The sequence below is a fragment of the Prauserella marina genome, assembly GCF_002240355.1.
In the GTDB taxonomy this organism is placed as follows: Bacteria; Actinomycetota; Actinomycetes; order Mycobacteriales; family Pseudonocardiaceae; genus Prauserella_A; species Prauserella_A marina.
This window is the reverse complement of sequence record NZ_CP016353.1, coordinates 6,185,027-6,209,457: the sequence shown is the minus strand read 5'-3', so window position 1 is coordinate 6,209,457 and position 24,431 is coordinate 6,185,027. Positions and strand designations below refer to the sequence as shown.

Annotated in this window: 23 protein-coding genes; 11 read left to right on the top strand and 12 right to left on the bottom strand. The window is 65.9% G+C overall.

Annotated elements, in window-relative coordinates; genetic code table 11:
* Positions 1–66 precede the first annotated feature (66 nt).
* Entirely contained in the window at positions 67–852 is a 786-nt protein-coding gene (locus BAY61_RS28780; RefSeq protein WP_091803102.1) for a metal-dependent hydrolase, read from the top strand.
* 168 nt (positions 853–1,020) lie between these two features.
* Here the strand turns inward: BAY61_RS28780 and BAY61_RS28775 are convergent, their stop codons facing one another.
* The 9 genes from BAY61_RS28775 to paaI form a co-directional block, all read right to left on the bottom strand.
* Positions 1,021–2,196: a type III PLP-dependent enzyme gene (locus BAY61_RS28775; protein ID WP_091803104.1), complete on the bottom strand. Its 1,176-nt coding sequence runs from the start codon at positions 2,194–2,196 to the stop codon at positions 1,021–1,023.
* Positions 2,189–3,859, bottom strand: coding sequence for an IucA/IucC family protein (locus BAY61_RS28770; RefSeq protein WP_091803878.1), 1,671 nt, complete (start codon positions 3,857–3,859; stop codon positions 2,189–2,191). The genes BAY61_RS28775 and BAY61_RS28770 overlap by 8 nt, the downstream gene beginning before the upstream one ends.
* A complete protein-coding gene (locus BAY61_RS28765) occupies positions 3,856–5,394 on the bottom strand; it encodes an IucA/IucC family protein (RefSeq protein WP_170140170.1) in 1,539 nt (512 codons plus the stop codon). The genes BAY61_RS28770 and BAY61_RS28765 overlap by 4 nt, the downstream gene beginning before the upstream one ends.
* Complete coding sequence (locus tag BAY61_RS28760; protein ID WP_091803110.1) at positions 5,391–6,965, bottom strand: IucA/IucC family protein; 1,575 nt, start codon at positions 6,963–6,965, stop codon at positions 5,391–5,393. The genes BAY61_RS28765 and BAY61_RS28760 overlap by 4 nt, the downstream gene beginning before the upstream one ends.
* Positions 6,947–7,939 carry a 2,3-diaminopropionate biosynthesis protein SbnB gene (gene sbnB, locus BAY61_RS28755; protein ID WP_110057695.1) on the bottom strand — a complete coding sequence of 331 codons (993 nt, stop codon included), beginning with the start codon at positions 7,937–7,939 and terminating at the stop codon, positions 6,947–6,949. The genes BAY61_RS28760 and sbnB overlap by 19 nt, the downstream gene beginning before the upstream one ends.
* Positions 7,936–8,940, bottom strand: coding sequence for a 2,3-diaminopropionate biosynthesis protein SbnA (sbnA, locus tag BAY61_RS28750; protein ID WP_091803113.1), 1,005 nt, complete (start codon positions 8,938–8,940; stop codon positions 7,936–7,938). Before sbnA ends, sbnB begins: the two co-directional genes overlap by 4 nt.
* Positions 8,941–9,050: 110 nt before the next feature.
* A complete protein-coding gene (locus BAY61_RS28745; RefSeq protein ID WP_091803116.1) occupies positions 9,051–9,656 on the bottom strand; it encodes a TetR/AcrR family transcriptional regulator in 606 nt (201 codons plus the stop codon).
* A gap of 13 nt (positions 9,657–9,669) precedes the next feature.
* Complete coding sequence (gene paaK, locus BAY61_RS28740) at positions 9,670–10,968, bottom strand: phenylacetate--CoA ligase PaaK (RefSeq protein ID WP_091803119.1); 1,299 nt, start codon at positions 10,966–10,968, stop codon at positions 9,670–9,672.
* Complete coding sequence (gene paaI / locus BAY61_RS28735; RefSeq protein WP_091803121.1) at positions 10,965–11,342, bottom strand: hydroxyphenylacetyl-CoA thioesterase PaaI; 378 nt, start codon at positions 11,340–11,342, stop codon at positions 10,965–10,967. Before paaI ends, paaK begins: the two co-directional genes overlap by 4 nt.
* A 291-nt stretch (positions 11,343–11,633) precedes the next feature.
* On the opposite strand from paaI, the gene paaZ reads away from it, so the two are divergent.
* The 6 genes from paaZ to paaE are packed head-to-tail and all read left to right on the top strand — an operon-like array spanning position 11,634 to position 17,365.
* On the top strand, positions 11,634–13,667 hold the full coding sequence (gene paaZ / locus BAY61_RS28725; RefSeq protein ID WP_091803126.1) for a phenylacetic acid degradation bifunctional protein PaaZ: 2,034 nt from the start codon (positions 11,634–11,636) through the stop codon (positions 13,665–13,667).
* A complete protein-coding gene (paaA, locus tag BAY61_RS28720; RefSeq protein WP_091803128.1) occupies positions 13,664–14,620 on the top strand; it encodes a 1,2-phenylacetyl-CoA epoxidase subunit PaaA in 957 nt (318 codons plus the stop codon). Before paaZ ends, paaA begins: the two co-directional genes overlap by 4 nt.
* Positions 14,610–14,909 carry a 1,2-phenylacetyl-CoA epoxidase subunit PaaB gene (paaB, locus tag BAY61_RS28715; RefSeq protein ID WP_091803131.1) on the top strand — a complete coding sequence of 100 codons (300 nt, stop codon included), beginning with the start codon at positions 14,610–14,612 and terminating at the stop codon, positions 14,907–14,909. Before paaA ends, paaB begins: the two co-directional genes overlap by 11 nt.
* Positions 14,910–14,923: 14 nt before the next feature.
* Complete coding sequence (gene paaC, locus BAY61_RS28710) at positions 14,924–15,790, top strand: 1,2-phenylacetyl-CoA epoxidase subunit PaaC (protein WP_091803133.1); 867 nt, start codon at positions 14,924–14,926, stop codon at positions 15,788–15,790.
* Positions 15,791–15,792: 2 nt separating this feature from the next.
* A complete protein-coding gene (gene paaD / locus BAY61_RS28705; RefSeq protein ID WP_211323564.1) occupies positions 15,793–16,281 on the top strand; it encodes a 1,2-phenylacetyl-CoA epoxidase subunit PaaD in 489 nt (162 codons plus the stop codon).
* Between the two features lies 1 nt (position 16,282).
* Positions 16,283–17,365, top strand: a complete 1,083-nt coding sequence (paaE, locus tag BAY61_RS28700; protein ID WP_091803139.1) for a 1,2-phenylacetyl-CoA epoxidase subunit PaaE — start codon at positions 16,283–16,285, stop codon at positions 17,363–17,365.
* A 4-nt stretch (positions 17,366–17,369) separates the two neighbouring features.
* Here paaE and BAY61_RS28695 read toward each other — a convergent pair whose 3' ends face one another.
* From BAY61_RS28695 to BAY61_RS28685, 3 genes are all read right to left on the bottom strand, one after another.
* Positions 17,370–18,656: an ArsB/NhaD family transporter gene (locus BAY61_RS28695; RefSeq protein WP_091803142.1), complete on the bottom strand. Its 1,287-nt coding sequence runs from the start codon at positions 18,654–18,656 to the stop codon at positions 17,370–17,372.
* Between the two features lie 159 nt (positions 18,657–18,815).
* Positions 18,816–19,322: a CBS domain-containing protein gene (locus BAY61_RS28690; RefSeq protein ID WP_211323552.1), complete on the bottom strand. Its 507-nt coding sequence runs from the start codon at positions 19,320–19,322 to the stop codon at positions 18,816–18,818.
* Entirely contained in the window at positions 19,319–20,209 is an 891-nt protein-coding gene (locus BAY61_RS28685) for an SPFH domain-containing protein (protein WP_091803145.1), read from the bottom strand. The genes BAY61_RS28690 and BAY61_RS28685 overlap by 4 nt, the downstream gene beginning before the upstream one ends.
* A 163-nt stretch (positions 20,210–20,372) precedes the next feature.
* Between BAY61_RS28685 and BAY61_RS28680 the strand changes: the two genes are divergently transcribed.
* From BAY61_RS28680 to BAY61_RS28665, 4 genes are all read left to right on the top strand, one after another.
* Positions 20,373–21,341 carry a sensor histidine kinase gene (locus tag BAY61_RS28680; RefSeq protein ID WP_091803888.1) on the top strand — a complete coding sequence of 323 codons (969 nt, stop codon included), beginning with the start codon at positions 20,373–20,375 and terminating at the stop codon, positions 21,339–21,341.
* Positions 21,342–21,361: 20 nt separating this feature from the next.
* Positions 21,362–22,018 (top strand): response regulator, encoded by a 657-nt coding sequence (locus BAY61_RS28675; RefSeq protein WP_091803891.1) that lies wholly within the window; start codon positions 21,362–21,364, stop codon positions 22,016–22,018.
* Positions 22,019–22,617: 599 nt separating this feature from the next.
* The gene (locus tag BAY61_RS28670; protein ID WP_170140171.1) at positions 22,618–23,709 is read left to right on the top strand and encodes a sensor histidine kinase; all 1,092 of its coding nucleotides are present in this window, start codon (positions 22,618–22,620) and stop codon (positions 23,707–23,709) included.
* A complete protein-coding gene (locus tag BAY61_RS28665; protein ID WP_091803150.1) occupies positions 23,706–24,386 on the top strand; it encodes a response regulator in 681 nt (226 codons plus the stop codon). Before BAY61_RS28670 ends, BAY61_RS28665 begins: the two co-directional genes overlap by 4 nt.
* Positions 24,387–24,431: the final 45 nt, after the last annotated feature.

Genomic DNA, 24,431 nt, shown 5'->3' with positions numbered 1-24,431 from the left:
TGTCGGTGCCGTCGGGAAGACTGTCGCGGTCGACAAGCCGCAACGTCTCTGGAGGAATCGTCACCCATGATGGGTCGTACGCATGCGCTCACCGGCTGGTGCGCGGGGCTCGCCGTCGCCCCATTCGCCGGTATCACCACCCTGGCGCAGGCGTTGGTGTTCGCCGCGACGACAGCGGGCTTCGCGCTGTTGCCGGACCTCGATCATCCGGGTGCGCGCGCGTCGAAACTGCTCGGCCCGGTCACCGGAGGGCTGTCCTGGCTGCTGCGCAAGGCCTCGTCGGGGTTCTACCAGCTCACCAAGGGACCTCGGGACGAGAACAAGACCGGTAGCCACCGGCACCTTTCGCACACCCTGCTCTTCGCGGTGGCGCTCGGCGCGCTCACGGCGTGGGGAACGGAGGCGGGAGGGCCGTGGGCGGTTGTCGGTGTCGTCGTCTTCGGTCTCCTGCTGGCGGAGGACGCGCTCGGCGATTGGTTGCTGCCGGTCGCGGGCGGGGCCGTCGTGTGGTGGGTCTACGAGAACAGCCCTGATCCGCTCGCGGAACTCGCGCCGATCGCCGGGCAACTCGGCATCGCGGTCGCTGTCGGTTGCTTCACCCACTGCCTCGGCGACGCGCTGACCGAGGCGGGCTGTCCGTTCCTGTTCCCGCTGCCGATCGCGGGCGAGACCTGGTACGAGCTGCGGCCACCGTCCTTCCTGCGGTTTCGCACCGGGAAAGGGGTCGAGAACAAGTTCATCTTCCCTGTGTTCGCGGTTCTCGCCGTGTTGCTGATCCCCGGGGTGTGGCAGATGCTGGTCGGCTTCGTTCAGGACGTGTTCGGCGGGCAGACAGTCGAGGCCGACAGTTAGGTCGTGTCTGACAAACCCGTAGCCTGCTGCGCGGGGCCAGCGTGTCCCCTCGCCGCGTTGTCGGAAAGCCCGAGTACAACCCGGTACGAGGACGTTTCCAGTCCTACACAGCCTTGCGAGGAACCACGCTGATCCCCGCTCGCACGGCAGAGGTTCATCAGACACGACCTAGGGCGGCGGGGGACTCGCGGGAGGACAGAGGTGGACGTGCTCGGGGTGAGGGTGGCTGAGGAAGTCGTGGTGGGAGATCTCCCAGCCGTAGGCGCCGGCGTAGTGGAACTCCAGCACGTCGCCAGGTCGCACGCCGTCGACGAGCACGTCCTTGGCGAGTACGTCTTTCGGCGTGCACAGTTCGCCGACCACGGTCACCGGTTCGCCGCGAATCTCCTGCCTGGGCAGGCCGGGGTCCCAATCCTCGACCGGCCGTACGCTGAACGGATGGCTGTGCTGCCAGGAGACCGGCAGCCGAAAGTGGTGAGTTCCTCCCCTGACCAGCACGTAGTTCACGCCGTGGTTGCGCTTCACGTCCAGCACCTCGGTGCGGTAGGTCCCGCATCCGGCGACGAGATACCGCCCACACTCGAAGTCGATTTCCTCCCAGTGCTCCGGAAAGGTGCCGACCAAGTCGGAGAGCCCCTTGGTGAACCTCGGCCACGCGAACTGGGCTTCGAGATCGGCATAGTCGACCCCGATCCCACCGCCGACGTTGATCACCTCGCAGCGCAGTCCGAACGCGGCTTCCCAGGCGAGGATCCTGTCCCGGTACATCGCCAGCATGGCGAGGTGCGCTTCCGGCGAGAGGTTGTTCGACAGCGAGTGCAAATGGAACCCGGCGAGCCGCACGTTGGGGAGCGCGTCAACCGCTGCGACCGCTTCGGCGAGCCCGCTTTCCTCGATACCGAACTGGGTCGGTCTTCCGGCCATCGCCAGCGTCGCGTCAGGAAAGGGTCCGGCGAGATTGACGCGCAGCAGCACGTCGGAGACCGTGTCGGCCAGCCTCGCCTCGGCCGAGATCCGGTGGAGTTCCAGCACGCTTTCCACGTGCAACCTGGTGACCCCTGCCGCGAGCGCTTCCGCGATCTCGCTCCGCGTTTTGGCAGGCCCGCCGAACAGCACCTCGATGTCGGCCGAGACGGCACGGGCCTTGGCCAGTTCCCCGCCCGATGCCACCTCGAAGCCTGCCACCAGCGGCGCGAGGGTTCGAAGCAGCGGTGCGGCGCTGTTGGCCTTCATGGCGTAGAACATGCGACACCGGGGCGGCAGCGCGGCGACGACGGCTTTGACATGCGCTTCGAGTGCGGCCAGATCGTAGACGTACTGGCACACCGGCTCCCCGTCACGCATCGGCGAGCGGGTTCGGCACCCGGTGGAGACGCAGTTCGGTGTCGGGAAGCAACCGCCTCGTGGTGAGCTTTTCGACCGCGATCTCCGGGGTGAAGATGTCGAAGGCGGGAGGGCCGAAGCGCTGTTCGTGCTGCTTGACGACCTCGCGTACGAGGGCCCAGAAGTGTCGTTCGGGCAGGTCGTAGGCAGCGGAGAGGAAGATCGCCAGCTCGCCCATGTTGATGAAGAAGAACGCGTCGAGTACGAAGTCGGCGACGAGCAGGGGATCGTCGGTCTCGACGAAGGAGTTGCGGTTCTCGTGGTGTCCCGGCGTTGCCCGGAGCACGGGACAGCGAGCCGGATCGGCAAGGTGTGCGCGGGAGAATCGGATGCCGTCGTGGAAATCCCGTAGCGCGACCCTCGTCGGCATCCCTTGCGAGTGCAGCAGCACCATGTTCTGTGCGTGTGCTTCGAGCGCGACGCCGTGCCGGGTGAGCAGGTGCACGACCGGAAGTACGGCGACGTCGATCAGCTGTCGTAGCCACGGAACGAGTCCGTGCCTGCTCACCCACGGTTCGATGAGCGGCGTGCCGTCGACGTCGCGTGCGGTGAGGCCGGTGAAGGGGACCGCTTCCTCGCCGGGATCGAGCAGGGGCGGCAGGCTTTCCCGCCAGATACAGGCCAGCGTCCCGTAGGTGCCGGGGTTGCCGTGCTGTGACACCGAGGTGCCGACGAACTCGCCGAGCAGGAGGGGCCGCGATTCGTCACGCAGAAAGGGATCGCTGTCGCGAATGCCGCGCAACCAGTTCGAGATGAGCGGCGCGTTGTGCACGGTGTGTGGAGCGAGCACCCTGCTCGTGGAGGTGTTGACGAGTGACATCGCGAGTTTGAGGTTCGGCCGCCGCGGCGAGTCGAGGCAGGCAAGCGTGCGGATGGACTGCTGTGGCAGGAAACGGTCGGAGTCCTCACCGAGCACGACCATCCTGTCGTCGTGCAGCCATTCGGCGTAGGTCGTCACGACGTGCTCGCGCCATTGCCACGGGTGAACGGGCAGGGCCACGTAATCCTCGGGCGGCTCGATGCCTTGCGGAGCAGAAAAATCGGGCTTTGCCGAGCGGCTCGTCTCAGCCAGCTCGTCACGAACCGCGATCCACAGTGGCCGAACGGGGTTGCGGAATTCTGGTCCGTAGGCGAGATTGTCGGCGATGTCGAATCCGACTCGGGATTTGTAGGCCGGGTGATAGCGGTGGCCGTCGGTGATCAGACCTTCGAGCGCGTCGAATCCGGTCCCGATCAGCGATTCAGCTCGCTGGTGTCGCGCGACGGTGTCCTTGACGAGGGTCTCGTCGAGTTCCCTCGTGAACCTGGTGAGGTGGTCTGCTCGCGCGTCGAGGCAGTCGGCGATTTCGCTGAGGAACAGGGCGATCGAGGTGGGTTCCTCGCCGTCCCGCAGCAGGTTCTCGACGGCGACCCTCGCGAACCCGTACCGTCGCTTCGCGGTGAACGTGTAACGAACGCCCGCCTTGCCGACGATGGTCGAATCGTCGGTGGTGCGTACCGCGTTCTCGTACAACAGTGATTCGAGGAGCTGGCGGAAGATCCTGCGCCGGACGGTGGAAAGGTGCGGCGAGGCCAGCGCTTGCCGCACGAGGGCATCAGTGGTTTCCGTCGTATTCGCGGTCATCGTGGCTCCCACAGTGGGTTGGGGATGGCGACATAGCTTGGCCGTTCGCCTCTTCCGGCGAACCGGCTCGTCAGGTTGGCCTTCGCAGGAAGCTCCCTTGTGGACAGCAATTCTTCCGCTTCTTCCCATTCGGAAAGGCAGTTCCTCGCTTCCTGCCACAACCTGCGCTCGGTTACTCCTGAGTGGCTGGCGAGTACGTGGATGAGGTGCCCGAGCTGGCCGGTCACTGCGTGATAGGTGAGCCTTCGTACGGCGTGTTCTCTCGAACAGCGCAATGGACTGTCGGCGGCGAGTCCTTCCGCGGCCTTTCCCTCCGAGCTGATGGCGGCGCCTTCGAGGTCGCGCAACCATACCGTGTTCGGCCAGCCGTCTTTCGTGGTCAGCAACGTGTTCTGTGCATGCGCCTCGAAAACGATGCCGCAGTCGGCGAAGAGCCGGAGCTGCGGCTTGAGCATGATCCCGAGATATTCGCGCAGCCATTCGAGAACGTCCCCAGCCCGCAGTATTTCGCGCATCAGCTCAGGTGGATTCTCCAGCAGCCCGCCGATGACGCGGGGTGATTCACCGTTGTGTGCGAAGGGGTTGTCCCGGTACAGCACGCCGAGGTCGGCGCGCAGCTCATCGGTGGCGGGGCCGATCGTGCGGGAACCGGTTTCGAGAAGGACCGAGAAGCCGGGAAAGCGGGGCAGCGTCGCCACGATCGCGGCGGCCTCCGTTGCTCTGCGCAGGTGCTCGCCGGGATTCGTTCGGACGAAGTTCGTGATGCGGACGTGCAGCGGGAGTTTCCACGCGGTGGGGAACGTAGGGTCGCAGACGGTCCGCACCGAGGACATGGGATACACCGGCCGGCCGAGCGGGCCGAGTGGGCGCACGACGTCGGCCGCGATGAGCCCGCGCAGCGCTCCGGAGCCGATCAGGTGCCCGGCCTGCCAAGGATGCGCGGGAATGAGCGTGTATCCGTCCGGTGTGGACTCGGCGACCTCGTCGGGAACCCAGTCGGCCTCGGTGATCCTGACCTCTTCGACCGCTTCGTCAGCGACGGCGAAGTAGTGGAGAGTGAACATAGTGCCGAGTTCGGGGGCGTACCGCGCCAGATCGGCCTCGGTGAAGCCCTCAGCGCTTTTCGGCGTGGGATGGAACGGGTGGCCGAGACGCAGCGACTGTTCCGCCTTCCGCGTCACCTCGTGTGGCGTGCCGGAGAAGTTCGTCGCCGGGTTGCCGAGATAACGCGCGGTCCTGGCGATGCTGTTGCCGATCTGCCTCTCCAGTTCGGTGACCCCCGCGAAGCCGGTCGTCGCGGCGAGTTCGCTGAGAATCGCCGTGACGAGCCGATCGTGACCGGGGGCGGTCTGCGGGCCGTAGCGATGGTGACCGGACGGGCTCCGCTCGACGATGTCGACGATCAACTGCTCGCCGGTGTGCGTGAGCGTGATCCGGAATTCTCCGGTTGGCACGTCGAATTGCCGCGTTTCCCGCAGGTAACAGTTGAGCAGCCGCCGCCGAGCCTCCTGTCTCGCCAGCTCGAACGCGCTCACAGCAACGGATTCGGCACCGTCCCGCTCTCCGCGGGCATGCTCACTCCACCGCTGCGCCCCCTGCGCAGCAGCGGACCGAGTACCTTGCGGCTCGGCCAGGTCGGAGACGACAACAGGTGCCAGGCCACCTCCGACGGCAACTCCATCCGGTCGAGGCAGTCCGTCAGCGCGGCGCGAAGTGTGTGCCACAGGGTCCTCTCCGTGATGCCGTGGGTGCGCGACAACGCGTCCGCGATGCCGTGGAGGTTGACTTGGAAACCGAGTGTTTGCAGGTAGCCAAGTAGCTCGCCGGGGGTGTCGAGCAGTAGTGACTGCCGCGCGCCTTCCCTCACCCGGTAGCCGGGCTCCGGCAGCCCGACCGATCGCATCCACCGTGGACATACGCGGAGCGTGTCGTGGTCGCGGAGCACGAACCGGTGAGGCAGCCCGCCTTTCAGCGTCACCGCGACGTTTTGGCCGTGTAGTTCGGGAAGCACGCCGTACCGAAGGAAGCCGAGTCCGATCTCGCAGAAGCCGCGAGTGAGTTCGCGGAAGAAGTCGAGCGGATCCGCCTCCAGCGTGGTGCGCGTGCTCGCGAACGCGGCCATGGGAACGGCCTCCTCGGAGCCGACTGGGTAGCGGCGAACCTGGGCGGCGAGATGACCTGGCCGGTCGGCGAACTCCGGTTCGGCGATGCCGCACCAGCTACCTTCCTTGCACACGAGCACCTTCTCGCGCAGCGCGGGGTCGCGGTCGAGAACGGCCGACATGGTGCGCTCGGCGCGGTCCCCGTTGTCGAGGTAACGAGGAGGCAGCAATCTGGCCGCGCCGAGCGTCACGACCCCGAGCGGGAGCTTGACGTGAATTCCGGGGTCGGCTGTGGCAAGCGTCCGCACCGACGCGGTGGGAAAGAACGTGCCGAGTCCTGTGGCCAGCGGCACGATCAGCCCGTCGTCGATCTCGCTCGCGAATTGCCGTGGCAGCACGTGCTCGTACTGCCACGGGTGCACGGGGAGCGCGTGGAAGCCGGGCTTCGCGCGTACTCGGTCGAGGTCGGAGCGGGTGAGCACCGCGGAGGCGAGGTTGCGGTCACCGCCGCCGAACCTGAGCAGTTCGGTGCGCACGCCGACCCAGTCGAGGCCGAGCGGTGACCGTCGCATCGGACCGTATTCGGCGAGTTCGGTGCCGGTCCAGCCGACGACCGCCTTCGAGGTCGGATGAAAAGGGCGGTTGCGCAGTGCCGCGAGCCGTTCGCCCTGGCGGGAGCCGAGCGGTTCCTCGACATGGGCGCCGTGCAGTACTTCGGAGTGCTCGACCGCCGTTCTCAAGTCGTCGGCGACCTGGTCGAGATAGGGCTCGCCCGCGCCGACCGTTCGCAGCAGTTCCCATGGTGAGAGGGGCTTCTCGCCATGCAGCACCGGACCGCCCGCGTACCGGTAGGGCTGGAGCCCTTCGCAGGACCGCACCTTCACTCTCACGTCGCCGATCCGCAGCCAATCTCCGGTTCGCTCGGCTTCACCGAACCCGAACAACCGTTCCTGGATGAGCGAGTCGACGAGATCGGCCATCACGGCTAGTACAGGTTCAGCCATGTTCCGGCACCCGCCGCCGTCGCCCTCGCGTACAACTCGGCGGCACACGCGATGTCCTCCACGGCCATGCCCATCGGGTTGAGCAGGATGATCTCGTCGTCGTTCTCCCTGCCCGGTTTCGCGCCGGTGAGCACCTCGCCCAGTTCGGCGTGCAATCGCTCGCGGGAGAACCGGCCTTCGACGACGAGTTGATTGATGATCTTGCGTTCCCTGTTGCTCTGTTCCCAGTCGTCGACGACGACCTTGTCGGCGTTGAGGAAGACCTCCTTGTGTACGTCCATGATGGACACATTGCACACCAGGGTCCCGCGATCGAGCCAGGAGAAAGGGAGGTAGGGCTTGTCGGTGACGGTACACGTGACGACGACATCGCCTGCCATGACTGCTTTTTCCGCACTCGCGGCGATCCTGATCTCTGCACCGGTGCCGACCTGTTCCGCCGTCGCTCGCGCGGCTTCCGGGTTCAGGTCGTAGAGGTGCACGGTGCTGATCCGAGGGAACTGCTGGAGCAGTGCGGTGAGCTGTGTTCGCCCGATCAGTCCACAGCCGACGATGGCGACATCGGTGAAGCCCTGCCTTCCGAGGTGCTTCGCGGCGAGGCAGGTCACCGCCGCCGTTCGCCAGGCGCTGATCAGCCCTGCTTCCATGATGGAGACGGGGAAGTTGGTTTCCGGGTCGTTGAGCACGATGAGCCCGCTCGCTCTTTCTCTTCCTGCTGAGGGATTGTCGTGCTTGCTGCCGATCCACTTGAGACCGGAGATTCCGGGATCACCGACGTGAGCCGGCATCGCGATGATGCGATCGGCGATGTGACCCTTGTCGCCGACGCGTAGATACGGTTTGAGCGGCTGCACCGTCTTTCCCGCCGCGTGCTCGATCAGCGCGGAGCGCAATGCGGTGACGTACAGCTCGGAATGGTCGCCGCCGAGCGCGGCGATGTCGGAACGCGTCAGGTACAACAGGGCGGGGTTCACGAGTGTGCTCCTCGTCGGGTGCTTCTACGGGCGAGCGCCGCGGTCAGCCATTCGTCGTCGTAGACGAGATCGAGGTACCGGTCGCCACGATCGGGAAAGATCGCCAGCACCCTGCACGGCCTCGGCAGTGAAGGCAGCTTTCTCGCGATCGCCGCGACGACGGACCCGGTAGAGCCGCCCGCGAAGATTCCTTCGGTGGCAAGCAGTTTCCCGCACGCTTCGGCCGCTTCCGCGTCGTCGACGCGCACGACGTCGTCGATCTCGGCGGGACAGCACAGCTCGGGAACCCTGCTCGAACCGATGCCCGGTATGTCGCGCCTGCCGGGAGTGCCGCCGAACAACACGGATCCGACGGCGTCGACGGCGATGACCTTGAGCTCGGGAAACCGTTCCCTGAGGCGGCGAGCGCAACCCAGGATGCTCCCCGTGGTGCTCACCGCGGCGAACAGGTATCCCGGTGGACGCACCAGCTGGTTCGCGAGTTCGGCCCCCGTGCCGTGGTAGTAGGCAAGCCAGTTGCGATCGTTGGCGTACTGGTTGACCCAGATGGCTTCCGGGTGCGCGGCGACCAGTTCCCCTACCCTTCGGATGCGGCTCGTCAGATAGCCGCCTGCGGCGTCCTCTTCGGTGACGAGTTCGACGTCAGCGCCGAGTTTGCGCAGTAACAGGAGGTTCGCGGTCGTCGTCTTCGGGTCGACGACGCAGGTGAACCGCAGGCCGTGTACGCGGGCCGCCATCGCGAGCGCGATCCCGAAGTTGCCGGAACTGCTCTCGATGAGCCGGTCGCCCGGCTTGATGGAGCCTTCGGCGAGCCCGGTCTCCACGATGTAGCGGGCCGTGCGGTCCTTCATGCTCCCGCCGGGGTTCATGAGTTCGAGCTTGGCGATCACCTCGACGCCGTGATCGGGGAAAAGCCTGTTGAGCGCGACGACAGGGGTGTTGCCGACGCAGTCGAAAACGGAGTCGCCGATCGACTCGGCCACGGACGAAGCTGTTGTCACTTGGCTCCTCGACTGGGCGCTGTGAGTAAGGCAAGTCTTACCTTACTCACAGCGCCACTGTCGATGAACGGTTGGCCACCAACCGTGACCGAATGGGCTATCGGCGACCGCTACGAGCGAGGACGCATGCCCTCGAAGGCGATTCTCGCGACGGTATCCGCGATGTCCGTATCGCCGCGTTTCGGCCGATACCACTCGATGAGCGAGTTGACCATGCCGAACAGCAGGCGGGCCGTGATCGCGGGATCGACGTCGGGCCTGATGTCCCCTTCGCTCTCAGCCATGGCGACGAGGTCGGCGACGATGCGGTCGAATTCGCGCCTTCGCGCCAGCGCGTCGCGCTCGACCTTCGTGTTGCCGCGGACCCGTAGCAACAGTGTCACGAAAGGCAACCGGTCGACGAGTACCGCGACGCTGCCCCTGACAAGGAACTCCAGCCGCTCGATGGCGGGGCCCGCCAGCTTCTCCGCCTCCTCGGCGACGCCGAACAGGCCGTCGAGTGCCCTGTCGACGGCAAGCCTCAGCAGCTCCTGCTTGCTGGGAACGTGGTGGTAGATGGCCGACTTCGTGATGCCGAGTTTCCTGGCGAGGTCTTCCATGCTCGTGCCGTCGTAGCCGCGTTCGTTGAACAGCTTCACCGCGACTCGCAACACGGATTCGAGGTCGTATCCCGGCCTTCCTCTTCGGCCTGCCTTCGTGTGCGGTGCGGTGGTCATGGGTTTCAGTATCTCAAGCGCCGCGTTGGTCGATGACGCGGCGCATCTTGCCGACCGACCGTTCCAGGGTGTCGGGGTCGGCGACGGTGACGTCCACTGTCACCCCGATGCTGTCCCTGACCGCCGCGACGATCTCCGTCGCCGCCACACTCCTTCGGTCGGTCGTCGTGCTCGGTTCCGCCTCGACGTGCACGGTCAACTGATCCAGCCGGTCCTTTTTGGATAGCACGAGCTGGAAATGCGGAGAAAGACCATCGACCCTGAGCACGATCTCCTCGATCTGGGTCGGAAAGAGATTGACGCCGCGGAGGATGATCAGGTCGTCGGAACGGCCGGTGACCTTCTCCATCCTCCGGTGCGCCGGTCTCGCCGTTCCCGGCCGCAGCCGGGTGAGATCCCTGGTGCGGTAACGGATGATGGGCAGCGCCTGCTTGGTCAGCGAGGTGAACACCAGTTCGCCGTGCTCGCCGTCGGCGAGTGTCCCGTTGTCGATCGGGTCGATGATTTCCGGGAGGAAATGATCCTCCCAGATGTGCAGGCCATCCTTCGTCTCGACGCATTCCTGCGCGACTCCCGGCCCCATCACCTCCGAAAGCCCATAGATGTCGACGGCGTCGATGTTCATCCGCTGCTCGATCTCGGCCCGCATCTGTTCCGTCCACGGCTCCGCGCCGAGAATCCCGACCCTGACCGAACTGGTAGCGGGATCGATGCCCTGTCGCTCGAACTCGTCGAGGATCGTCAGCAGGTAGGAGGGTGTCACCATGATGACGTCGGGCCGGAGGTCGGCGATCAGCCGCACCTGCCTCGCCGTCATCCCGCCGGAGGCCGGAATCACCGTGCAGCCGAGCTCTTCCGCTCCGTAGTGCGCGCCCAGTCCACCGGTGAACAAGCCGTACCCATAGGAAACCTGCACGATGTCGCCTTGCCTGCCACCGGCCGCGCGGATCGAGCGCGCGACGAGTCCCGCCCAGTTGTCCAGATCGGACCGCGTGTAGCCGACGACTGTCGGCTGCCCCGTCGTTCCACTTGAAGCGTGAATCCTGGCGACGTCCCTTCGCGGGACGGCGAACATGCCGTAAGGGTAGTTCTGTCTGAGGTCGTTCTTCGTCGTGCAGGGGAACTTCACGATGTCGTCGAGTGTCTTGCAGTCGTCGGGATGGACGCCGGACTCGGTGAACTTCTTCCGGTACCACTCGACGTTGTCGTAGGCGTGCCGGAGTGTCCATTGCAGACGAGTGAGCTGTAGTGCCCTCAGCTCGTCGACGCTGAGATTTTCCTCCGGTGCTGACGGTACTGACGGTGCTTTCATCGGGGTTCCTTGGCTATGACCCGGCTTCGCCCTCTGAACTCTGCTATCACCGTGCCGGCTCTGCGTACGGTCACGTCGTAGATGCCGTTGCGGCCGAAGCGGGTTCGTTCCTCGGCCGTCGCGACGAGGTGGTCGCCGCGCTTGGCTGAGGCCACGAAGGAGATCTCGGCTCCAGCGGCGACCGTCGCGGGACCGTGGCTGTTGCAGGCGCAGGCGAACGTGGTGTCGGCGAGCAGGAACACGTATCCGCCGTGGGCGATGTCGTGGCCGTTGACCATGGTTTTGGTGACCGTCATCTTGGCGACCGCGCGGCCGTTTCCGGCCTCAAGCAGCACAATGCCGAGGGCGCGAGACGCCGCGTCGACGGCGAACATGTCATGAGCCGCGTTGCTTGCCACCGCTCCACCCTTGCCAAACCGACCGAATGGACGGTTAATACTGAGTTCGTCGCGGCGGCGGTGTCAAGGGAGACGGCGTCGGCCGAGGTGGAACTCGCCAGGCTGCCCAGAAGGCGCACCTTGAACTTCATCAACGGCCTCGCCCGCCTCTCTCTCCACTGGAGGGTCACTTGACACCGTTGCTCTCCACCGGCCGCACCCCTACGATGAATTACTGAACGTGCGGTTGGTAATTCAGGTGAGGTCGTTGACGAGGAGGTCAACCCCATGAGCGTGCTGCGTAGCTATGTCGCGGGCGGCTGGCGAAGCCCGAGCGAGGAGGGTGCGCCCCTGCGTGACGCGGTCACTGGGGAATACGTCGCCAGTGTCTCCTCGGCAGGCATCGACATGGCCGGCGCGCTCGCTCACGGCAGGGCCGTCGGTGGCCCCTCGCTGCGCGAGCTGACTTTCCACCAGCGCGCGGCACTGCTGAAGGCACTCGGCTCGCACCTGAGGGAACACCGTGACGAGCTGTACGCGCTGTCGGCGAGGACGGGCGCGACACTCGGCGACTCCAAGTTCGACGTCGACGGCGGTATCGGGGTGCTGCTCGCCTACGCGAGCAAAGGCAAGCGCGAACTGCCCAACGACACCTACTACGTCGAGGGCGACGTCGAGCCGCTGAGCAAGCGAGGGACCTTCGTCGGCCAGCACGTTCTGACCCCGCTGCACGGCGTCGCCATCCAGATCAACGCCTTCAACTTCCCGGTGTGGGGCCCGCTCGAAAAGCTCGCGCCCGCCGTGCTGGCCGGGGTTCCGAGCCTGGTCAAACCCGCGAGCCAGACCGCCTATCTCACCGCGAGGCTGTTCGAGCTGATCGTCGAATCCGGCCTGCTTCCCGATGGCTCCGTGCAGCTCGTGTGCGGGAGCGCGGGCGACCTGCTCGACCACGTCACCCCGCAGGATCTGGTTTCCTTCACCGGTTCCGCTTCGACCGCCCAGAAGCTGCGCGCTCATCCCGCCATCGTGCGCAACGCGACGCGGTTCAACGCGGAGGCCGACTCGCTCAACCTTTCCGTGCTCGGACCCGATGCCGTCGCGGGTACTCCGGAGTTCGACCTCTTCGTCAAGCAGCTCGTCACCGAGATGACGGTCAAGGCGGGCCAGAAATGCACGGCCATCCGCAGGGCGTTCGTGCCTGCCGAGTCGGCCGACGACGTCGCGGGCGCCGTCGCGGAAAAGCTCGCAGGGATCACGATCGGCAACCCGGCCAACCCCGAGGTCCGCATGGGCGCGCTGGCAGGGCTCGAACAGCGCGAGGAGGTGCGCCGGTCGCTGAAAGCGTTGCTGGCCGCGGGAAAGGTGGTGTACGGCGACCCCGACCGGGTCGAGGTCGTCGACGCCGATCCCGAACGCGGTGCCTTCCTCTCGCCGGTGCTGTTGCGCGCGGACGATCCGGAGAGGGCGGAGCCGCACGAGGTCGAGGCGTTCGGCCCCGTCGCGACGCTGCTGCCCTACTCCTCGACCGGCCAGCTCGTCGAGCTGGCCGCGAAGGGCAACGGCAGCCTCGCCGGATCGGTCGTCACGGGCGACGCGGGCTTCGCGAGGGACGTCGTACTCGGGGTGGCGCCGTGGCACGGCAGGCTGCTCGTGCTCGACACCGAGGACGCCAAGGAATCGACCGGCCATGGCTCGCCGCTTCCCGCGCTCGTGCACGGCGGACCGGGAAGGGCAGGTGGTGGCGAGGAACTTGGCGGCATGCGGTCCGTGCTGCATCACCTGCAACGCACCGCAGTGCAGGCGAGCCCGGCGATGCTGTCCGGTATCACCGGAAGGTGGGTTCAGGGTGCGCCGAGGAACGCCGACACCCACCCGTTCCGCAAAGCGTTGTCGCGACTGCGGATCGGCGATTCCGTCGTCGCGGGGCCGCGCACCGTCACGGCCGAGGACGTCGCGCACTTCGCCGAATTCACCGGCGACACCTTCTACGCGCACACCGACAACGCGGCGGCGGAGGCGAACCCGCTGTTCGGCGGAATCGTCGCGCACGGCTACCTCGTCGTCTCCTTCGCCGCCGGTCTCTTCGTCGCACCGGAACCGGGACCGGTTCTCGCCAACTACGGGCTGGAGAATCTGCGGTTCCTCACTCCCGTCAAGCCGGGTGACGCGCTCACCGTGACCCTCACCGCGAAGCAGATCACCCCGAGGGAGAACGCCGACTACGGCGAGGTGCGCTGGGACGCCGACGTCACCAACGGCGAAGGCGAGTCCGTCGCGAAGTACGACGTGCTGACCCTTGTCGCCAAGGAGGACAGCGCATGACGGCGACTGTGTCCGACCCCGATCTCGAAGGACAATTCGAGAGCACCATCGCGCGCGACCAGCGGATCGAGCCGAGGGACTGGGTGCCTGCCGACTACCGCAAGACGATGATCAGGATGATCGCGCAGCATGCGCACTCCGAGATCATCGGCATGCAGCCGGAGGGCAACTGGATCACGAGGGCGCCTTCGTTGCGCCGCAAGGCGATCCTGCTCGCCAAGGTCCAGGACGAGGCCGGTCACGGGCTCTACCTGTACTCGGCGGCCGAAACCCTCGGCGCCGATCGCACGGAGCTGACGGAAAACCTGATCGAGGGCAAGCAGAAGTACTCCTCGATCTTCAACTATCCGACGCTGACCTTCGCCGACGTGGGCGTCATCGGCTGGCTCGTCGACGGAGCCGCGATCTGCAACCAGGTTCCGCTGTGCCGCAGTTCCTACGGGCCGTACGCGAGAGCGATGATCCGGATCTGCAAGGAGGAATCGTTCCATCAGCGGCAGGGATACGAGCTGTTGCTGACGATGATGAAGGGAACTCCGGCGCAGCGAAAAATGGTGCAGGAGGCGACGGACCGCTGGTGGTGGCCTTCGTTGATGATGTTCGGTCCTCCCGACGCCGATTCCTCGCACACCGCGCAGTCCATGGCCTGGAAGATCAAGCGGCACACCAACGACGAGCTTCGGCAACGATTTGTCGACATGAGTGTTCCCCAGGCCGAAGCGCTTGGTGTGACGCTGCCCGACCCCGAGCTGAAATGGAACGCCGAGCGCGGGCACCACGATTTCGGCGAGATCGACTGGTCGGAGTTCAAGGCCGTCGTCTCCGGCAATGGCCCGTGCAACGCGCAGCGAACGGCTCACCGGAAGAAGGCGCACGAGCAGGGAGCGTGGGTGCGCGAGGCAGCAGCGGCCTATGCCGCCAAGCGAGCGGGAGGGGACGACGATGCCCGGTAACGAGTCGGCCGGTGCTTGGTCGCTCTATGAGGTCTTCGTACGCGGCAAGCGCGGGCTGAACCACGTACACGTCGGTTCCGTGCACGCGGCCGACGCCGACATGGCTCTCCACAACGCGAGGGACCTCTACACGCGGCGCAACGAGGGCGTGAGCATCTGGGTGGTGCGAGCCGCCGACATCACTGCCTCCAGCCCCGACGAGAAGGATCCCTTCTTCGCGCCGAGTGCCGACAAGGTGTACCGCCATCCGACCTTCTACGACATCCCCGGCAACGTTCCGCACATGTGAGGGGGTGAACGATCGTGTCATTCGACAACGCGTACGAGTCGATCACGGAGGACAACGATTCCCGGTGGGCCTTCGGAACCGGGTTCGCCGATCCGCTTGAGGGAGTCGACACCAGCCATCCGTCCGGTGTGGACTCAGCGGATCTCGAAGCGTACTGCCTCATGCTCGGCGATGACGCACTCGTACTTTCCCATCGCCTCCAGGAATGGAGCACCAACGCCCCCGAACTTGAGGACGAGGTCGCGATCGCCAACATCGCGCTCGATCTGCTCGGGCAGGCGAGGCTGTTGCTCACGAGAGCCGGAGCGCGGAGCGAGGACGAGTACGCGTTCTTCCGCGCTGAGCACGAGTTCCGCAACGTACGACTGACCGAGCTTCCCCGAGGCGATTTCGCCGAGCTGACGGCGAGACTGTTCGTGTTCACGACCTGGCGGCTGGCGATTCTGCGACGACTCACCGGGTCGCGGGATCCGGTGCTCGCCGCGATCGCGGAGAAAGGCGTCAAAGAGGTCACCTACCACAGGGACTACGCGGCGCGCTGGGTCGTCAGGCTCGGAGACGGAACGGCGTACTCGCGGGACCGCATGCTCGAAGGGTTCGCAGTCGTGTGGCCCTACGTCGGCGAACTGTTCGTGCCGTCCGATGTGGAGGAAAGGCTCGTCTCGGCTGGGGTCGGGGTGGATCCCGCTTCGACGGAGGAGGAATTCCGCCAGGTCGTCGCCGAGGTGTGCGCCGAGGCGAGGATCCCCGTTCCGGACGCCGCCGCGATACCCGGCGTCGCTGGCAGGGCGGGCCGACACGGTGTGCACACCGAAGCCATGGGATACCTGCTCGCCGAGCTGCAAAGCGTCGCGAGGACTCACCCGGAAGCATCATGGTGAACGTGGTGAGCGCGCGGGCCGTCGCCGAACGAGTCACCGACCCCGAGCTGCCGATGCTGACGCTCGCCGAACTCGGCATCCTGCGTGAGGTGTTCGAAGAGGACGGAAAAGTGATCGTGTCGATCACGCCGACCTACTTGGGTTGTCCAGCGATGGACACCATGCGCGACGACCTCCTCCACGCGCTCGGCGAGGCGGGCTATCCCGACGTCGAGGTGCGCACGGTGCTCGCGCCCGCGTGGTCGACGGACTGGATAACCGAGCGGGGAAAGGCGAAGCTCGCCGACGCCGGAATCGCGCCGCCAGGCAAGGCTCCCTTCACCGCGAAGGGGCCGGTCCCGTTGACGCTCACCGTGCGGGACGACGTGACGTGCCCCCGGTGCGGACACGCCGACACCACGGAACTGTCGAGATTCGGTGCCTCGGCGTGCAGGGCGTTGCGGCGATGCCCGGCATGCGGCGAACCGTTCGAGCACATGAAGGAGATCTGACATGACGGCCGGTACGCCGACGCGGGCGAGGACGGTGTTCCACCCGCTCACGGTCGCCGAGGTCACCAGGTTGTGCACCGACGCGGTCGCGGTCACCTTCGACGTCGACGACGCGCTCGCGGCCGACTACGCGTTTCTTCCTGGGCAGTCGCTGACCCTGCGGCGCACGGTCGGCGGGCGCGAGGAACGCAGGTCCTACTCGATCTGCGCGAGCCAGGGCTCGCTGCCGAGAATCGGCGTGCGCGAGGTCCCAGGTGGACTGTTCTCCCGCTGGCTGGTGAGAGACATCCGCAGGGGTGACCGGATCGAGGTCGGTACCCCGACCGGTTCGTTCACCCCGAAACAGGACGGCGAGGGAAGGCACGTGCTCGTCGCGGCGGGATCGGGGATCACCCCCGTGCTTTCCATCGCGTCGTCACTACTGAGCGAACCGGGCACGACCGTGACCCTGTTCTACGGCAACCGGCGGACGGGGACGGTCATGTTCGCCGACGAGCTCGCCGACCTGAAGGACCGGTACCCGGCCAGATTCGAGCTGGTGCACGTGCTGTCGAGGGAACCGCGCGAGGTCGAGTTGTTCACCGGGCGGCTCGACGCGGAGAAGCTGACCGATCTGCTCCGCCTCGTTCCGGATCCGCCCACCGTCGCGCACTGGTGGTTGTGCGGTCCCTTCGGGATGGTCACCGACGCGCAGGACGTGCTGGCACAGCACGGAGTCGACCCGAAGCGCGTTCATCAGGAACTGTTCTTCGTCGAAGACCTTCCGCCCGAGCAGGTGAGGCACACCGAGGCCGTGCTCGTCGGCGAGTCGAGCCAGGTGACGGCCAAATTGGACGGAAGGCTCACCACCGCGATCGTCCCCAAGGACACGCCCGTCCTCGACGGTGTCCAGCAGGTGCGGCCCGACCTTCCCTTCGCGTGCAAGGGCGGGGTGTGCGGAACGTGCAGGGCGAAGGTGCTTACCGGCGAGGTCGCCATGCGACGCAACTTCGCGCTCGAAGCCGACGAACTCGAAGCCGGTTTCGTCCTGACCTGCCAGTCGAGGCCACTCACCGATGAGGTCACCGTCGACTACGACGCCTGAGCCCCTACAGGAAGTACCTCAGCCAGACGTACACCCACGCCATGGCCGTGCTCAGCAACGTGACCACGATGCCGTACTTGGTGAACTGCCAGAAGCTGATCCGGTGTCCCGTCCTTGCCGCGATGCCGATGGCCACGACGTTCGCGCTCGCCGCGACGGCGGTGCCGTTGCCGCCGAAGTCGGCTCCCAGCGCGAACGCCCACCACAGTGCCTGCCCCGTCGCGGGATCCGGTGCCGTGGCGACGACGTTCTCCACGATCGGCGCCATCGTCGCCACGTAGGGGATGTTGTCGAAGAACGCGCCGAGGATCGCGGAACCGAACAGCAGACTCGTCGCCGCAGCGAAGAAGTTGTCGCCGAGGGTTTCCACGGCCCAGGTACCGATCGTCTCGATGACACCGGTGTTGACGAGTCCCGCGACCATCACGAACAGACCCATGAAGAACACGAGCGTCGGCCATTCGACCTCACGAAGCGTTTCCCCGATGTCGGCGCGGGTCACCAGTATCATCACCCCTGCGCCGACGAGCGCCACAATGGATGGTTCGATGTGGACGACGGCGTGCAGCATGAAGGCGATGACCACACCGGTGAGCACGATGAGACAACGCACCAGCAGCTTGGGATCGGTGATCGCCCGCCGCTCCTGAAGAGCCATCACCTCTTCGACGTGTTTGGGGTTGTACTGGAACGACTTGCGGAAGAGGACCCTGGTCAGCAACACGAAGACGACGAAGATGACGACGACGATCGGTGCCATGTGGACGAGGAAGTCGTTGAACGTGAGTCCGGCCCGGTTGCCGATGATGATGTTGGGCGGATCGCCGATGAGTGTCGCCGCGCCGCCGATGTTGGAGGCGAGGATCTCCGCGATCAGGTAGGGCTGGGCCGGGATGTGGAGTCTGTTGCACACCACCACGGTCACGGGTACCACCAGCATGATGGTGGTGACGTTGTCGAGAAAGGGCGAGGCGACCGCGGTGATGATCATGAGCATCACCATGAGCCGATACGGCTTGCCCTTGGATTTCTTCGCCGCCCAGATGCCGAGGTAGTCGAAAAGCCCGGTCTGTTTGATGACCCCGACGATGATCATCATGCCGAGCAACAGGAAGATGACGTTCCAGTCGATCCCCTCGTGTTCCGAGAAGAACACGTCCGAGCCCGGAATGAGGCCGGTGACGGCCATCGCGCCCGCCGCGATCAGCACCACGGCGACCTTGTTGGCCTTTTCCGTGGCGATGAAGAAGAACGCGACCAGGAAGATCGTGAGTGCGAGAATGGCGCTCAACGGTCACGACCCGGGACCTGAGTGCCCGCGAAGGCCCTTCTGGAATTCGTGCGGCAGAAATGCATTTCAACGACCTCAGAACGTGTGAACTCCGCGAGACCGCGTCAGCGCGGGTCGGAGCAGGGTCGGAAAACGGGCCTGTTACAGGAGTTGCGGTGGTCAACCGCCGAGTCCGGAGACGGCAAGGCTGGTGAGCAGACGTTCCAAGGTGATCGCACCGGCAAGCGCTCCCGCGCCGTCGACCACCGCCACGAGCGGACTGCGCGTCCTCGCCATCAGTGCGGATACTTCGAGCAGGGTCGCGTCAGCGGGAACGGTCATGGGTTTCAACGGTTGTCGCGGCAGGCATTCGCCGACGGTGAGATCGCCCAGCTCCATCCAGAACTCGTCGGCGTGCGCTTCGTCGATCGCCCTGGTCAGCAGGGGATCTTCCTGGTAGCTGGCTGGTACGAGCAGTCGCAGCACCTGGGTACCGGGAAGCACGATCGTCGGCCGGGAGCGATCGTCCACGATGATGAGACCGGGTAAGCGGTTGACGGCCATGATCCGAACGGCTTTGGCGACCGAGTCCTCGGTCGTCACCGTCGGCGCGGTCACGGCGATCTCGTGGGCTTGCATGACACCGTCCCTGTGGGCGTAACGCCTGAGTGGCCCGAATACTGTCATGATGCCTCCTCGGTTGGCTTGTCGACTCGGTTGCCGAAGGCGGCGAGGCGGTCCGCGATCGGCCTGCTGCGCAGGAGGTCGGCGACCTTGTCGGCCTCGTCCGGCTCCAGCACGATCGTCTGCGGAGGCACATCGAGTTCGGGTGAGCCGTATACGAGCAGTCGGCGTTGGCCGGAACCACACTGGAGGACGCCGAGGTGCTGGCCTCCCCTGGTGACGCAGCGGCGAAGCGTGCCGGAATCGGGCGGAGCCGCGCGGGACGAGCCTGAGGGCCGGCTTCCGCCGGGCTCTGCCGACCGCGCCCAGCGCACGAGTTCCGCGCCGAGCGCTACCTCCACCCTGGAGAAGGTGAGTTGACCGACCTCGGTTCCCCATGCGGAGGTGGTCGCGCTGATGTGCTCGGCAAGGGGACGTAGATCCTCCTCCTCGACGGTGAAGGCGAGTTCGGTGAGCGCGTGACTGCCGACGTACCGTGCTGTCGCCGCCTCGGCGACCTTCGTCGTCGCGCCTGGCGGACCGTCGGACGAGCGGACGTAGGCGATCGGGTCCGTCACGGTCGCCACCAGGCTGCCGGTGACGGTCACGGTGACCCCGTCCTCCGTTTCCGCCGCGACAAAACGCAGGTCGATGCGGCTGGGCCCGAGCGGGACCCGCACGGTGCGGTGCAGAATCGGGACGACGACCACGATGCCGGGCCCCTTCACGGTGACGACGTTGCCGAACCGCAGCAGCACGAGCCGCTGGCCGCTCGGAACCACCCGCAACATCGAAAGGCAGACACTCACCGTCAGCAAACCGGCGCCGACGACCCAGCCGAAGGTGGGATCGGCGTTGACCGATGCTTGTGCCAGGGTAGGGGTCTGCGGGTGGTCCGCGATCGTCGCCATCGCCACCTCCTGCCGACCTCTATTGGTTATCTGCCCTTTACTCTGAGCGATCACGGGGTCGAGCGCTATCGGTGCTGACACCCATCTCGGGTGGGTGCCGACGTGTATGCCTCGCGAGCTGCGGTCGATGGACGTGGCGTTGTCCGAGCGCGACCCTGAGGGGATGAGAGATCGCGACGAACGCCCCGTGCCGCCGAGCGCGCTGTTTCGCAGGCTTGTGCTGATCAACGGCCTCGTGTTCACGGTAGGCACGCTGGTGCTCGCTGTCTCGCCCGCGACCGTCTCGTCTCCGGTGCTGGTCACCGAGGTCCCGGTGCTGATCATCGGCCTCATTGTCATTCTGGCGGCCAACGCGCTGCTCGTCCGGTCGAGCCTCGCCCCGCTCGACGCGCTCACCGCGGTGATGCAAAGGGTGGATCTGCTTCGCACCGGCGATCGGCTCTCCGACAAGGGAAACGGCGATCTCGCGCACCTCATCACCACCTTCAACGCGATGCTCGACCGGCTCGAAGCCGAGCGCAGCGAGAGCAGCGCGCACGCGCTGGCGGCACAGGAAGCCGAACGGCAGCGCATCGCCCGCGAACTGCACGACGAGATCGGGCAGAGCCTGACCGTCGTCCTGCTCGGCCTCAAACGCACCGTGGACAGGGCACCGGAGGAATTGCGCGAAGAACTGCACGCGAGCCAGGAATCGGTGCGTGCCTGCCTCGACGAGGTGCGGCTCGTCGCGAGACGCCTGCGGCCAGGTGTACTCGCCGATCTCGGTCTTCACAGTGCGCTCATCGCGCTCAGCACGGAGTTCTCTCAGGTCAGCGGCATTCCGGTGACGAGGAAGGTCGACAGCGGACTGAGCGGATTGAGCGAGGACACCGAGCTCGTCATCTACCGGATAGCGCAGGAGAGCCTCACCAACATCACCAGACATGCCCGCGCGAGCACGGTGACACTGTCTCTTGGGGAACACGGCGGAAGGCTGACCCTGAGCGTCACCGACGACGGCCGGGGTGGTGTGATGAAGGAAGGCGCGGGAATCCGCGGAATGCGCGAACGCGCGTTGCTGATCGGTGCCCGGCTGACCGTGACCTCGTCGCCAGGTTCAGGAACCGAGGTCCGGCTTCTCTTACCTGGTTAAGCTGAGTGGAGTTGAACGCGGTGAGTCTTGCGAAGACGCGCATCCTGCTGGCCGACGACCATGCTTTGGTACGCAGGGGTTTGCGGTTGATACTCGACGCCGAACCGGACCTGACGGTTGTCGCGGAAGTACCCGATGGCGCTGAAGCCATCGAATCAGCAACGGACGAATCGGTCGATCTGGCTATTTTGGACATTGCGATGCCGAGGATGACGGGCATCCAGGCCGCAAGGGAGATCTCAAGGAGAGCGCCGGGGATTCGCATCCTGATGCTGTCCATGTACGACAACGAGCAGTACCTCTTCGAATCTCTCAAAGCGGGAGCGTCCGGGTACGTACTCAAATCGGTCGCCGACAGGGACCTCATCGAGGCGTGCAGGGCGGCGATGAGGGGCGAACCCTTCCTCTATCCCGGCGCGGTCACGTCGCTGATCAGGGAGTACCTGCAACGGGAAAAACTGGGAGGGCGGCAGCCCGAGACAATACTGACCGCGAGAGAAGAGGAAATCGTCAAGCTCATCGCGGAAGGCAATTCGACAAAGGAAATCGCCGAGATACTGGTTATCAGTGCCAAGACCGTCGAACGGCACAGGGCCAATATCCTGCACAAACTCGGAATGCGTGATCGCCTCGAACTGACCCGCTACGCGATCAGGGCCGGCCTGGTCGAGCCGTGAGTCATGGTGGGATGGCCCGAACCCAGTCCTGTCAGGGCCATCCCACCACTCGACCGTGCTCGCCCGCCTCTTCACGGAGACGGCAGGTGGGGGAACGGACACCAATACGTCCCCCACCTTTCGAGCGGCACCGGCACCGGTCATGAACGGGTCCCCGGCTGTTGCCAGCGAGTGTCGCTTGCTGAGGCCGACCGTCGCATGATTCGGGCATGGACGGTCATCGCGGGCAGATGCCGTGGACGGCGTCGGTTGCCGCATCCGGGGTGTGGATGCCGCCTTCCCCGCCCGGTTTCCGGTGGCCAGGTGTCCCGCGGGAAGCGAAGGGTGAAGCGCTCCCGCCGAACCGTCTGGCCGGGCCCCGCCGCGCGGTTCGCGCACGGACCCCCGCGAGGGGAAACAACGGTTTCCACCCACGCCGCCGCGAGCCCGCTTTTGCGGCAGGACCCTGCCGAGTTGCCTTTCCGGTCGTGACCGGTGCAACCCGGTCACACACGTCATCATGTCCTGGCTGCGGGGCATTCCCGTTGCATTCCGGTGTCACGGGTTGTTCAGGGAATTTCCCCGATACCTTTCGCGCGATGACCTGCCAGTATGTTCACATGCCGATTGCGCTGCCCTCCTCGGTGAGGGACATCGTGTTCTCGGGTGCGATCGCCGTGGTCATCGCGGTTACGACCGTGGCGTACCTGCCGTTCGAGGACGGCGGATTCAGCGTGTGGTCGTGGGTGTTGATAGTCGTCGCCTCGGGTGCCCTTGCCGTGCGGAACCGATATCCGGTCACGGTCGGTGTCGTCACCCTCGTCGCCTGCTACGTGTACTACCCGTTCGTCGGGCCGGACGGACCGATACTGATGACGTTCGTCATCGCGCTGTACACCATCGCGAAGCAGGGCAGGCTGGTCGCCGCGCTCGTGCTCGGCGCGCACGCGGGAATGGCGAGCGCCTACGGCGAGATCGTGAGCAACGGTGAACATCTCGGCGACGCGGGGCTGCTCATGTTGCTCGGCTGGCTGGCAGCGGCTGTCGCGTTCGGTCACGCCAGGCGCAACAGTCTCGCCCTGCTCAGGGAAACCGAGCAGCGGGCGGCGACGGAGGAACGCCTTCGCATCGCGAGAGAACTGCACGACTCGCTCGGGCATCACCTCAGCCTCATCAACGTTCAGGCCGCGGCCGCGCTGCATCGGTTCGACGTCGACCCCGAACAAGGCCGCAACGCGCTTGGTCTCGTGAAGGACGAGAGCAAACAGACATTACGGGAACTGCGTGCGACACTGGGCGTTCTTCGCTCACCGTCCGAGCACGACCAGGAAGGTCCTGGGCTCGCCCAACTCGACCTGCTCGTCGAACAGGCAAGGTCGACAGGGCTTTCCGTCGTCACCGAGGTGGCCGGTGAGCGACGACCGCTTCCTCCGGACACCGACCTCGCGGCCTACCGGCTCGTGCAGGAGGCATTGACCAACGTGCGAAGGCACGCGGCAGCGAGCACGGCGACCGTGCGGATCCGTTACCTTGCAGGAGAATTGAGGATCGACGTGGTCGACGACGGCGAGGGCGGCAAGGGCGAGCCGGGCAACGGGCTGACCGGGATGGGCGAGCGGGTCAGGGCACTCGGTGGCGATCTCAGCGTTCGCAGCGGCACCCGAGGCGGATTCAGGGTGACCGCGCGATTGCCACAGGGAGCAAGCGCATGAACGACTCGACGGCGATCAGCGTCGTGCTCGCTGACGACCAGCACCTCGTGCGGGCCGGATTCAAGTCAATTGTGGACGGTGAACCGGACATGAAGGTCGTGGGGGAAGCCACGGAGGGAGCCGCGGCGGCGCGGCTCGCCGAGCAACTTCGTCCCGACGTCGTGCTGATGGACGTCCAGATGCCAGGCGTCGACGGCATCGAAGCCACGAGGATGATCGCGGCGAACAGCAGGCTCGACTCGGTCAAGGTGATCATCCTGACCACCTACGACGTCGACGACTACGTGTACGGCGCGTTGCGGGCCGGTGCGAGCGGGTTCCTGCTGAAGGACACCGAGCCCGCCGAATTGCTCCACGGACTGCGGGTCGTCGCGAGGGGAGACGCTCTGCTCGCGCCGTCCGTGACAAGGCGGCTGATCGCGGACTTCGCGGGAAGAGTGCGCGCGCCGTCTCCCAGCCCGGCAGTGAACTCGCTCACCGAGCGGGAGCGCGAGGTGCTGACGCTGGTCGCGGCAGGGCTTTCCAACGACGAGATCGCCGGACGGCTCGTGCTCTCGCCCGCGACGGCGAAAACCCACGTCAGTCGTATCATGACCAAGCTCCGAGTACGCGATCGCGCCCAGCTCGTCGTGCTCGCCTACGAATCGGCCATGGTCACTCCAGGCTGGCTGAGTTAGCGCCGCGTTGTCCGTTGTGGACCATACGGGCAACTCGATCACAAC

What these genes read in the sequence shown, in the direction of transcription:
- BAY61_RS28780 (WP_091803102.1), top strand. Translation starts at nt 67, where the DNA reads ATGATGGGTCGTACGCATGCGCTCACCGGCTGGTGCGCGGGGCTCGCC.
- BAY61_RS28775 (WP_091803104.1), bottom strand. Translation starts at nt 2,196, where the DNA reads ATGCGTGACGGGGAGCCGGTGTGCCAGTACGTCTACGATCTGGCCGCA.
- BAY61_RS28770 (WP_091803878.1), bottom strand. Translation starts at nt 3,859, where the DNA reads ATGACCGCGAATACGACGGAAACCACTGATGCCCTCGTGCGGCAAGCG.
- BAY61_RS28760 (WP_091803110.1), bottom strand. Translation starts at nt 6,965, where the DNA reads ATGGCTGAACCTGTACTAGCCGTGATGGCCGATCTCGTCGACTCGCTC.
- BAY61_RS28745 (WP_091803116.1), bottom strand. Translation starts at nt 9,656, where the DNA reads ATGACCACCGCACCGCACACGAAGGCAGGCCGAAGAGGAAGGCCGGGA.
- paaK (WP_091803119.1), bottom strand. Translation starts at nt 10,968, where the DNA reads ATGAAAGCACCGTCAGTACCGTCAGCACCGGAGGAAAATCTCAGCGTC.
- paaI (WP_091803121.1), bottom strand. Translation starts at nt 11,342, where the DNA reads ATGTTCGCCGTCGACGCGGCGTCTCGCGCCCTCGGCATTGTGCTGCTT.
- paaZ (WP_091803126.1), top strand. Translation starts at nt 11,634, where the DNA reads ATGAGCGTGCTGCGTAGCTATGTCGCGGGCGGCTGGCGAAGCCCGAGC.
- paaA (WP_091803128.1), top strand. Translation starts at nt 13,664, where the DNA reads ATGACGGCGACTGTGTCCGACCCCGATCTCGAAGGACAATTCGAGAGC.
- paaB (WP_091803131.1), top strand. Translation starts at nt 14,610, where the DNA reads ATGCCCGGTAACGAGTCGGCCGGTGCTTGGTCGCTCTATGAGGTCTTC.
- paaE (WP_091803139.1), top strand. Translation starts at nt 16,283, where the DNA reads ATGACGGCCGGTACGCCGACGCGGGCGAGGACGGTGTTCCACCCGCTC.
- BAY61_RS28690 (WP_211323552.1), bottom strand. Translation starts at nt 19,322, where the DNA reads ATGACAGTATTCGGGCCACTCAGGCGTTACGCCCACAGGGACGGTGTC.
- BAY61_RS28685 (WP_091803145.1), bottom strand. Translation starts at nt 20,209, where the DNA reads ATGGCGACGATCGCGGACCACCCGCAGACCCCTACCCTGGCACAAGCA.
- BAY61_RS28680 (WP_091803888.1), top strand. Translation starts at nt 20,373, where the DNA reads ATGAGAGATCGCGACGAACGCCCCGTGCCGCCGAGCGCGCTGTTTCGC.
- BAY61_RS28670 (WP_170140171.1), top strand. Translation starts at nt 22,618, where the DNA reads ATGCCGATTGCGCTGCCCTCCTCGGTGAGGGACATCGTGTTCTCGGGT.
- BAY61_RS28665 (WP_091803150.1), top strand. Translation starts at nt 23,706, where the DNA reads ATGAACGACTCGACGGCGATCAGCGTCGTGCTCGCTGACGACCAGCAC.